This window comes from Micromonospora sp. A200 (genome assembly GCF_029893845.1).
Lineage (GTDB): Bacteria > Actinomycetota > Actinomycetes > Mycobacteriales > Micromonosporaceae > Micromonospora > Micromonospora purpureochromogenes.
Genome location: NZ_JARXXY010000075.1, coordinates 1 through 10574, shown reverse-complemented (window position 1 = coordinate 10574; position 10574 = coordinate 1). Strand labels below are relative to the sequence as shown.

Here is a 10574-nt window from a genome sequence, read left to right as displayed (position 1 = left end):
CCCGCGTCCGCAGCGAACGACACCGCCGCTGGGGCCAACCCGCCAGCCGAGCCGCATAACCAACCCGGCCAACGTTTGTGGTCAGAGCACTAGCCGATCCCCGAGCCAAGACCCGGCCGCCCGAACAACGTCACCAGGGCGTGTGGCCATGTCGAGAGTTAGCGCTGGCTTCACTCCACCATCCTGCCAAAAACTCTGACCTGCGCCGTAGTCTGCAACCAAGAGCGACTGTCCTACGACAGACCGGAAGCCGGCCAGCACCAGCACTATTCGATCACGACCTGGCGTCAAGCGTCCTCCGACGCCGTTCCGTCAACCATCATGCGAGACCAGGCACAGCCGGCAGCCGGCTGTCGGGCTCCACTTGATGCGTGACGGATTGGTGTCAGATGTTGGGTGACAGGTCCAGCTAGACGATCATGAGCGTCCCGCCTCAGGTGCGGTGGTACGTTCCCGCATGTGTTTGCAGGGGCGGGGCCTGACAGAGAATCCCAACGATGCCGCGCGCTGGCGGTCGTCGCCGCATCTACCACCGTGGTGCTGGCTGGCTGTACCGGCGTCGGAGATTCTGAATTCGACGGCGATGTCGGCACCACGAAGCGTTGCCCGCACCGCACTGCCTACTGCCCGGCCGAGGGCGCTGGCGTGAGTTGGCCGGGGCGACCGTCGCTGTCTCCGTCGGGAAAGTTTCGCCTTGAAGTGTTCAAGGCCGACCCCGACAATGCCGACGCGGACTGGCAGTACCAGGTTGTGGATATGGCGACGGGCGACGTGGTCCTGCCGCCTCCTCGGCCGGGAATGATCGGTGGCCTCGGTGTTCTTGCCGCCTGGGACCAGAACCCACCCGACACGGTATGGGTCACCGAGCCGCAGGTAACCCGTTGGCGTACCGACCCCCAAGGCACCGGAAGGTGGCTCAGCGAGCCGCCTGTCTCAGGCGAGAAACTCCCGGCGGTGGTTGAAGCCTCGCTCGCCAGCCTCACAATGGTCCGTAAGCGAACCGCGAGGTTCTCCCGCCAGCAATGCTCCCAACGGAAGCCAAGCAAGCTCGGCACGTCACTCATCAAGTGAAGCCACGGTGTAACCATCATCCGGAGTCGGACACAGCCGGCAGCCGGCCTCTCACCGCCGCGGTGACCGGCGGGGCGCACGCCAGATGAGAGCCACACCAACCTGCGGTGGGCAGCCGCGATAAGAGCGACCCCACCGGTCACCTCGACCAAGCCTGGCCGGGCTGCGGTCGTACCACCAGTCAATAGGTAGCCGCGAGACGCGCCGGTATCCGCGCCGTAGTCTTGGCACGGCGCCGGCCTCGGTTAGGTGTCCAGGTCGGTGAGTGACGGGTCGTATCGCCGCAGCCGGATGCCGAGCACGTCGTAATGCGAGTACGTGTGGATGTCGTCGGTCGTCTCCAGCAGCAGCGCCCGGTCACCACGTCGCCACACCGCCCGGTAGCTGTCGTACGCTGCGGTCACCACGCTCTCCGGCGTACCGAGACGGGTGGTGATTAGCGCGGCGAGGCGATCCCGTTCGGCATGGAACTTGGCCCGCCTTGCGTCCGGTCGCTGAGCCCACAGCGGGGGCAGGTCCTCGTCGTGCTCGTCCTCGTCGTCGGGGTCGTCCGGCTCCTCCGCCCCGAACGCCGGCCAGTACAGCGCGCACGGCAGGTGCACCCACACGTCCGGATCCGGCGGGGCCGCGCCGAGCTCGACCAGCCACCCCGACGGTTCGCCCTCGTGGTCGACGGCGAACTGGGGTGCTCCCGGGCCGCCCTGCCACGCTCAGCACATCGGATGCTACGGCGCCCGCACGCTTGGCGAGTGCGAGCAGCGCGGCGCAGCGCAGATCAACCGAGCGCTGCCGCACGTTCAGCAGGTTCCGCAGCGCCGCGACGCCTTCGTCGCCCTGGGCATCACCCACCGCCGCGACCACCGTCACCTTGTCGGCGCCACGTAGCGATCCCAGCATCCCGACCAGCAGGGCCTCCCCGGGCGGGCCTTCCATGACCGCGCTTTTGACCGCTGTCTCAAATGATCGGTCAGCCACGCTCAGCACGATGACCGACTCGGGCGCTGCTCGTCCAGCACCATGGCTGAACGCGGGGTACGTGCGCCAGATGCGCTGATCTGCCGAAGCTTCCGTCGCGCCAAGCGGGAGCTGGCATTTCATGTCGAGTTGACCTCGCCGCGGGGCGACACTCGCCAAGTCATGGTCAACTATCGGGTTCGATCCGGGCTCCTATACTCGCCCGATGATCGAGGGATGGTCGGTTGTCCCGCAGCGGGCGGCGGTGGATGCTGCCGGCCCGAACGTCGAGGTCGTACATGGTGACGGGGTCATCTTCGCGTACGGAGCCGACGCTCTGGTCGTGATCGTCGACGCCGGAGACCGGCCCCACGGCAACGCTGTCGACAACGCGAACACACTGGTGCTGCGAGAGCCTTTACCCAGCGAGGCGACTCAGTGGATAGGCTCGAAGAACCAGTCCAATCAGCCGCTCCTGGGCTTTGTCAAGATGGCCGATGGCTGCCTGGCTCTCGGTGAGCTCTACCAAGCCCGCAGCATCTACCGCGGGATGAACCCGTACACCGGGGAACAGGGGCCACTCACATTCGCTGAACTGACCTGGGGCGAGCGGCTTCCCCCCGAACTGCTAGACAAGGTGCGGCCGACGCCGAAGCCGACGCTGCCGGTACCCGGAATCGACTGGCTGGACGATGTGCCGCAGGACCTGACCCAGGCACTGCGCTCCTTCCTGACCGCTTGGTACGCCGATGTGCCAGTGCCACCGGCCACACCCCAACACGCGGCCATGAAACTCCCGGCCCCGTTGCTGGCCTTCCACGACATCGCCGCCGGCCGTGAGGAAATACTCGGCCGGCAGGACTTCATCGAGCCGCTCGACAGGATCGAGTACCTGGAAGACGAGCCGCTGGTGGCCTTCGCGGCCGAGAATCAGGCCGTCTGGGTGGCGTTGATCGACCCCACCGACGACGATCCGGTCGTTTGGTACGACGGCGGCCCGCAGCGGCTGCGCGAGCGGGAACGCCTCAGCGGCTTCCTGCTCCAGTTCGCCCTCAACGAAGCGGTGAGCACCTCACCGTTCACCGGCTTCGCCACGGTCACCACGGAGGTGCTGGACCGGTTCGTCGAGGATCTGGTTCCCGTCCCGCTGCAGCCGATGCGTGTACCTGGCGACCCGACGCGCCACTGGGTGGCTCCCGGACTGGTCGCCATGGCCGCCGACTACGGCGACAGTGGTATCTGGCTGAGCGTCGGCAGCCGGCAACGCTCAGCCCTGCGGCCCCTTCGCTCCCGCCTCGACTGGGAACAGTTCAATGGCTAGTGCTCTGACCACGAACGTTCACGGTGTTGGGGTCAGGCTGCGCGGGTGGCGGGTTGGCCCCAGCGTCGTTGGCGTTCGCTGCGGATGCGGGCGCGTTCTCGGCGTTGGGCGGCCAGGACGTCGGGGTGGCGGGCGTTGGCGTTGCGCCAGTGCAGGTAGGTCTGCAGTTTTCGGGTCAGGACGGTGTGGTTGGGGTGGTTCGAGCCGGCGATGACGAAGGTGCGTAGCGGCCCGAACTGGGCCTCGATCGGGTTGGCCCAGGAGGCGTAGGTCGGGGTGAAGCAGAGCTCGACCTTGTTCCGGGCCGCCCATCTGCGGATCTTGAGGCCTTTGTGCGCGGACAGGTTGTCCAGGATGACGTAGATCGGTGCCCCGTCCGGGCGGGCTTTGCGGATCGACTTGAGTGCGGCGAGGGTGTTCGCGGCGCTCTTGCGGCGCCGCACGACGCCCCAGAGTTGGTCGTCACCGACGGAGTAGCAGCCGTGGAACTGGCGGACCCCGTGCAGCTTGTGGTAGTTCGCGGGCAGCCGGTGCGGGTGCCCGGCCGGCGCCCACCCTGCGCCGGCCTGCGGACGGATCACCAGGGGCCCGAACTCGTCGAACGCAAACACCCGCTGCGGGAAACAGGTGCTCACGTACTCGATCCGGGCGAGTTTGGCGTCGCGCTGCGGATCGGTGGACTCCTTCCACGTCTTGGTCCGCTGGAAGGTGATCCGGTGACGGTGCAGGATCTGCCGCAGCCGTTCCCGCTCGATCCGGACCCGGCGGGTGGAAGGAGCGCGCAGGTGATCGGCGAGCTTGCGGATGCTCCAGCGGGTGAATGGCCGCCCCAGTTTCTCGGGGCGGGTGTTGGCCGTCTCGACGATGAACTGTTCCTCGTCAGGACTGATCTGGCGGGGACGGCCACCCGCCCACTGAGGGTCCAGGCTGGCCATCCCCATCTCGTTGAACCGGTGGATGACCTGCCGGATCGTGTCCTCGTCGGCCTGCACGAGACGGGCGATCGCCGGCACCGTGTTGCCGCCGGCAGACGCGAGCACGACCATGGCCCGACGCAGTCGGATTGGTGAACCGGTTCCCCGGCGGGTGATTCTGAGCAGCTGCTGACCTTCCTGATCACTCAGCCGCCGCACGCGTACAGGATCTGCCACCGCGACAGCCTGACCGCCGCGACGCCGCCCGGCCGACAGGCCGGACGGCGTGTCATTCAACACCGTGAACGTTCGTGGTCAAGGCACTAGCCAACAGAATCTCTCGGGTCCGCGCCCACCTCTCCTGCGGCGGGATGGGCACGTGCCGCTGGTCGACGGGGCGGATTCAACCGGTCGTCGCAACACCTTGTCGGAGAGGTCGAGCGATGGCTTATGGGCCGAGGCAGAAGCGGGTTCGGGAGTATCGGGGTCAGATTCCGTCGCCGGGACGGCCGACGGTGGCGTGGCGTGAGGACCGGGTCAAGTTTTGGGCTGCGATCCGATCGGGTGTGATGACCGTGGATGCGACCGCGGTGGCTGGCGTGTCGTCGCCGGTTGGGTTCCGGTGGTTCCGGCACGCTGGCGGCGTGAATCCTGCGTTGCCGCCGACGGTGTCGGGCCGCTATCTGTCGTTCAGCGAACGAGAGGACATCGCTTTGTCGCGGGCGCAAGGCATGGGCGTTCGGGAGATCGCACGTCGGCTCGGCCGGGACCCGTCGACGATCTCGCGGGAGTTGCGGCGCAACGCCTCGACCAGGACGTACCGGTTGGACTACAAGGCTTCGACCGCGCAGTGGCATGCAGAACGTCGAGCCCGCCGGCCGAAGACCGCGAAGCTGCTGGCCAATGAGCGGCTCCGAGAGTACGTCCAGCAACGGCTTGCGGGTGCGATCCTGACAGCGGACGGCCGACTGGTCACCGGCCCGCAGGGCCCGCAGTGGAAGGGCCGCAACAAGCCCCACCGGGCCGATCGGGCATGGACGACCGGGTGGAGCCCGGAGCAGATCTCCCGCAGGCTCAGGGCCGAGTTCCCGGAGGATGAGTCCATGCGCATCAGCTATGAGGCGATCTACCAGGCGCTCTATGTCCAGAGCCGTGGTGCCCTCAAGCGCGAACTCGTCACCTGTTTGCGGACCGGGCGGGCGCTTCGCGTTCCCCGAGCCCGCGCGAAACAACGCGCGTGGGCGCACGTCACCAGCGGCACGCTGATCAGTGAACGGCCCGCTGAAGTCGCGGACCGTGCCGTCCCCGGGCACTGGGAAGGTGATCTGATCATCGGTTTGCAGCGCTCCGCGATCGGGACTCTGGTCGAGCGGACGACGAGGTTCACGATGCTGGTCCACCTGCCTCGTGAGGCCGGCTGGGGGGTGATCCCGCGGACGAAGAACGGGCCGGCTCTCGCCGGGTATGGGGCGATCACGATGAGCAAAGCCCTCGCCGAGACGATCACGACACTGCCCGAGCAGCTGCGCAGGTCGCTGACGTGGGACCGCGGCAAGGAGTTGTCCGCGCACGCACGCTTCACGGTCGAGACCGGAGTCCCGGTGTTCTTCGCCGACCCACACAGCCCCTGGCAACGCGGCACCAACGAGAACACCAACGGGCTGCTGCGGCAGTACTTCCCGAAAGGCACCGACCTATCCAGATGGAGCGCCGACGAGATCAACGCCGTCGCTCATGCCCTCAACAGCCGACCCCGGAAAACCCTCGGCTGGAAGACTCCAGCCGAAGTCCTCGACGAACACCTACGATCGCTCCAACAACCCAGTGTTGCGACCACCGGTTGAATCCGCCCGGTCCACCCAAGACCAAGTGCACGCATCTGGCGCCGGGCGTGCACTGCAGTGCGCCGGCGATCACCACGCGCCGTAGGCCGCTTCGGCAGACTGAACGGTAAGCGGGGTGCGCGCTCGTAGCCGATGAGCGGATGCGCTGACCAGGCGCAGGTACGGCGTCGCTTTGCCAAGCGGGCACAATGACGCGGTGACGCAGCCGATGCCCCACACCCTGAGCACCTTGGCCGCCGACTTCCGGGCCCTCGACCTGTCAGCCGGAGACACGGTGCTGGTGCACTCGTCGGTACGAGCGTTGGGGTTCGTCGTCGGTAAGGTACAAGCCGTCGTCCAAGCTCTGCTGGATGTGGTCGGCCCCGCCGGCACACTGGTCGTCCCGACGCACACACCCTCCAACTCCGACCCCGCGCGCTGGCGCAACCCGGCCGTCCCCTCAGCGTGGTGGCCTGTCATTCGAGAGCAGAACCCCGGATTCGATCCGGCGCGTACTCCCAGCCGGCACATGGGTGTCCTGGCGGAGACCGTGCGCACCTGGCCAGGCGCCCTGCGCAGTGGGCACCCGCACGTGTCGTTCGCCGCACTGGGCACGCGGGCGAGAGCGATAACCGGCGACCATCGACTCGAGGAAGGGCTGGGCGAGAAGTCACCGCTCGGAGCCCTCTACCGAGAGCACGGCAAGGTCTTACTGCTGGGTTGCGGGCACGAGCGCAACACGTCGCTGCATCTGGCGGAGCACCGACAGGCCCAACCACCGATGACCGATTACGGAGCCGCTGTTCGTGGACCGGACGGCAACAGCAGTTGGGTCACTTGGACGGCGCCGATGGCTGACGCCTCCGATTCGCCATGCGGAATCAGAGGCGGCACCGAACACGTCGCTACTGCATGCGGAGCGGAGTCGACGAACGCCCCCGACCGGGCGCACGACGAAGCCGCGCCCGCGCGCTCTCATACCGAGATGAGTGCACCGAAGTCGACCGCCGACACGCAGTGGATGACATCGATCACGAGCAGCCGCGTTGCTAGACGTCTATCGATGCCGCAGTGCGCGGCCCTGGCGTCTCAGTCGAACGTGATGCGCTCGGCGTCGTCTGGTATCCACAAGCTCGGTTCCGCGGCCCAGCCGTGGTCGTACTGCCGTACCGCCTCGATGAACTCAAGCGGCGGGCGGTAGGAGTGGGCGGTGATGTAATGCCAGATGAGTGAGGGCGCGGCAAACATCACTCCCGGTGCGGAGGGCACTCTGACCTCGGCGTTCCCCAGCCAGAGGGTGCCAGTCGGATGATCCACGGACGGCATGGAGTCAATGGGCGTGGAACCGGCCGGGCTTTGCGGGCAGAAGGAACACGGGTGAGATCCACGCATCGTGTTGATGCCCGGTCCTGCAATGATCTCGAGCAGCGTGCCCGCGAGCCAGCCCGGGGTTGGACCTTCCTCGAATGCGTGGGGAGCATCGAGCCAGCCGACGTTGATCCGGTCGTATCGAGGCCGAAACCGAAGCCATCCCGCTTCCAGCTCGATGACGTCGACCTCGCTGTAGCTGTAGCTGCTCAGGTCCTCGAAGTAGGTCACGTGGCGTTCCTACCAGTACGACCAGCTGCTGCTCTCGTGCGGACAGCGGACGTCCGCCCATGCCGCGTGGCTGCGGCGTGCGGCGGGTCATGGTCAGCCAAGGTGCTCGCAGTATGGGGAGCATCGACGGCCAAGTGCGTGTCCGAGTTCCCGGAGAAGACGTCCAAGCCGCTCGGCTTCCTCAGCGGTCGGTGGGGTGATGGGTGTGCCGGCCGCGACATGCTCTCCGGTCTCGTACAACGCGGCATACAGGTCTTCGGCGGTCGTTCGGTCCAGCCGCAGGGTGATGTCATCCGACACGCGGCGACCTTACTCTCATGCCGCGATCCGCGCGCTACGCAGGGTTACGTGACCGTTCGCGGCTCGCCGTGCGGATCTGCCGAGATGAGGGTTGCTGATGCGTGCAATCATGCCGGCGTGGTGGATCAGTCGGTCAGCGTGTTGTGGTCGCGGCCTTTACACCTGAGATCGGGTTCGCAGGCGATGGCTGTGGCGTCCGGTTGCCTCGTCGTGGCGGAGCGGCACTCGCGTCTGGTCCGGCTGGATCCGCGCAGCGGGGCGCAGTTGTGGGAACAAGGTGTCGAGGATTGCTGGGGCACGACGGTTATCGCGGGCGAGCGCTGCCTTTACCTGAGCCAAGCAGGAGTTCTGCACTGCTTCGACCTGGACAACGGGCAACGGTTGTGGTCGACGCCCGGCATGAGCCTGCGGCATTACGTCAGCATCAGCGGCTCTGTTGTTTGGCTGGGAGGGTGGCGCGGTTACCACCCTTTGATGCGGGTGGCCCTTGCCGACGGGAGGTACCTGCCGTCCGACGGCGCTGCGTTTGCCGGAGCCGGTCCACTTGCCTGGCCGCAGCCGGTTCGCTGGAGGCCCGAAGGTGGCTCTGCCGCCGATGCTGTGCTCATCGCGGGCACCGGTCTGCCGAAACTACTGGTGATGGCCGCCTCCGGGGCCGTTCTGAGGGAGTGGTCGCTGCCGGCGCCGGTGGTCTTCTCTGATGGCGACGGCGGCTACGGAGTCAGCAACGATGGCCGTGTCACCTTCCTCAGCGGTCGACGCACGGTCATGACTTTTCATCCAGTGAGCGGTGTGCAGGTGCTGTGGCACCACGAGCGTAATCTCCGCCCGCAAACGCCGATCCTCCACCGCGACACGCTGTGGCTCGTCGAGGACGCCGGCATTGCGGTCATCGACCTGAGCCACGGTGTTGTCACCGAGGTACGGCCCCTACCGCACGGCGCTGTCTGCGCCGCAGCCCTGGTGTCCGGCGGTGTGCTGTTCGCCTTCACGGACGGTTCGCTGGTCACCATCGACCGCGCCGGCAACGTCGGCGCCCGCATGCGGCTATCGGCGCGGATTGCCCGGCTGGTTCCCGGAGGCAACGGTCTGATGCACGCAATCGGTGAAGGCCACCTCGTCACGCTCGAAATACCGGCCACGGCAACCGTCACGCTTCTTTAGCGAGCATCCGCCTCTGCCGCGACTCGAGCAACGTACGCCGTCACTGCTTGTGACGAACGTGCAGTGGCGATCGACAACTCGCGTGATGATCTGGAAGTGGCCAGCCCGCCAATCGGACAATCTCCACTGCCGGTCCTGAGCCCAGGGAACGACGTGCCGCGGTGTGAAGCGCGAGTCGCTGGGCGCCGAGAGTCGGCTCGTTTGTGGTTCGAGGTCGGGACGGGCATCCTCGTGCCGTGGAATGGACGGACGACCTGACTGTGCGCCTTGCTCGGGGAACATCGGTACCCGCCCTTGTCTTGTATCTCGGGGCGGCCGACGAGGAGGGGACGCGCCGTCGCGATGTCCTTGCCGTCTTGACCGAGCGGTTCGCGCTGCCGTTCGATGATGCACGGCTCGCGATGGACCGTGTCGGGGGTGGAGTCGTTCGCGCCGCGTCCGGCAACCCTGCGAACGAGCCGGACCCCGTCAAGGACCCGTTGGCGTGGACGTCATACCGGCTCGAGCTCGGACTGACCGTTGATGATGGAGCTCTTGGGCCATCGCCCGAGGAGCGGGCGTGGGCGCAGGCTCTCCTGGAGCGGGCCAGGCGTGGCGAGCCCACGCACGGCACCGAGGAAGTCGCCGTGGCGCTCGAGGTCGCACGGTTGGCAGTCGCGTCGCAGGAGACGGGTCGGATACGCTTCCACCTCCTCCTCGAAGCAGCGACGTCACTATCGGTCGCAGCCGAAGCGTGCATCGCCCGGTTGGGGCAGCAGCCTTGTGCCCCGGAGGGTTCCCAGGAGTGGGTCGACGGGGTCGCGCTCGCCGCGGCTGCCCGTCAGGTCACCGCGAAGTTCGCTGCCCAACCCGACCCGGAGCTTGAGGAGCGTGGCCTCGCACTGGTGGGACGCATCGTCACCCGCCTGCTGGGCCAATCTCACGCCTTCGTCGGACGAGCGATGATCGAGTCGGCCCGCTGCATCCAGCGCAACGGCGATCCCGACCGAGCCGCCACTCGCGCCGAGGCGGTACTGGCCGACTTCGAGGTTTTGCTCGATCAGTTCGAGGTCGACGCTCCATTCGACGAGCACATCATCGCCCTGGAGTACCTGCAGGCCGCCATCGAACTCCTCATCGAGGTGAGAGGCAGTTCCGCCGAGCTCGATGCCCTTCGCAACCGGACCAAGCAAGTGCTTGCCCGCTCGTTGACCGACTGAACCCGATCGATACGAGCACCAGCGGGTTCCCGGTCACAAGGCCGGGGCGGTGGCCGACTTTACCCATCGCACGGCGGCGTGGCCAGCGAGACAGGAGATCATCACCGTCATCACGTGTCCACCGCCACGCACGGATCTGGCACCCCTCTGTGTCAAGTGATGATCAAGAGGGATGTTCTAGGCTGGGGTGTGGCGGGTCCGGGAAGTGACTTTTCCGAAGTGTCGATCT

9 protein-coding genes are annotated in these 10574 nt (G+C 66.9%); 6 read left to right on the top strand and 3 right to left on the bottom strand.

What is annotated here, in order from left to right; genetic code table 11:
• Positions 1-534: 534 nt before the first annotated feature.
• Entirely contained in the window at positions 535-1071 is a 537-nt protein-coding gene (locus tag M2302_RS32730; RefSeq protein ID WP_280841657.1) for a hypothetical protein, read from the top strand.
• 245 nt (positions 1072-1316) lie between these two features.
• On the opposite strand, the gene M2302_RS32725 is transcribed toward M2302_RS32730, so the two are convergent.
• Positions 1317-1679: a hypothetical protein gene (locus tag M2302_RS32725; protein WP_280841656.1), complete on the bottom strand. Its 363-nt coding sequence runs from the start codon at positions 1677-1679 to the stop codon at positions 1317-1319.
• Between the two features lie 572 nt (positions 1680-2251).
• Between M2302_RS32725 and M2302_RS32720 the strand changes: the two genes are divergently transcribed.
• Entirely contained in the window at positions 2252-3346 is a 1095-nt protein-coding gene (locus tag M2302_RS32720; RefSeq protein ID WP_280841655.1) for a hypothetical protein, read from the top strand.
• 32 nt (positions 3347-3378) lie between these two features.
• Here the strand turns inward: M2302_RS32720 and M2302_RS32715 are convergent, their stop codons facing one another.
• Positions 3379-4497 (bottom strand): IS630 family transposase, encoded by a 1119-nt coding sequence (locus tag M2302_RS32715; RefSeq protein WP_280841654.1) that lies wholly within the window; start codon positions 4495-4497, stop codon positions 3379-3381.
• 206 nt (positions 4498-4703) lie between these two features.
• On the opposite strand from M2302_RS32715, the gene M2302_RS32710 reads away from it, so the two are divergent.
• Both M2302_RS32710 and M2302_RS32705 read left to right on the top strand, forming a co-directional pair.
• Positions 4704-6104, top strand: coding sequence for an IS30 family transposase (locus tag M2302_RS32710; RefSeq protein ID WP_280841653.1), 1401 nt, complete (start codon positions 4704-4706; stop codon positions 6102-6104).
• Between the two features lie 208 nt (positions 6105-6312).
• Positions 6313-7284: an AAC(3) family N-acetyltransferase gene (locus M2302_RS32705; RefSeq protein WP_280841658.1), complete on the top strand. Its 972-nt coding sequence runs from the start codon at positions 6313-6315 to the stop codon at positions 7282-7284.
• Here the strand turns inward: M2302_RS32705 and M2302_RS32700 are convergent.
• Positions 7173-7682, bottom strand: coding sequence for a hypothetical protein (locus M2302_RS32700; RefSeq protein ID WP_280841652.1), 510 nt, complete (start codon positions 7680-7682; stop codon positions 7173-7175). The genes M2302_RS32705 and M2302_RS32700 overlap by 112 nt on opposite strands.
• Before the next feature lie 138 nt (positions 7683-7820).
• On the opposite strand from M2302_RS32700, the gene M2302_RS32695 reads away from it, so the two are divergent.
• Both M2302_RS32695 and M2302_RS32690 read left to right on the top strand, forming a co-directional pair.
• On the top strand, positions 7821-9146 hold the full coding sequence (locus tag M2302_RS32695; protein WP_280841651.1) for a PQQ-binding-like beta-propeller repeat protein: 1326 nt from the start codon (positions 7821-7823) through the stop codon (positions 9144-9146).
• 236 nt (positions 9147-9382) lie between these two features.
• Positions 9383-10345, top strand: coding sequence for a hypothetical protein (locus M2302_RS32690; RefSeq protein WP_280841650.1), 963 nt, complete (start codon positions 9383-9385; stop codon positions 10343-10345).
• Positions 10346-10574: the final 229 nt, after the last annotated feature.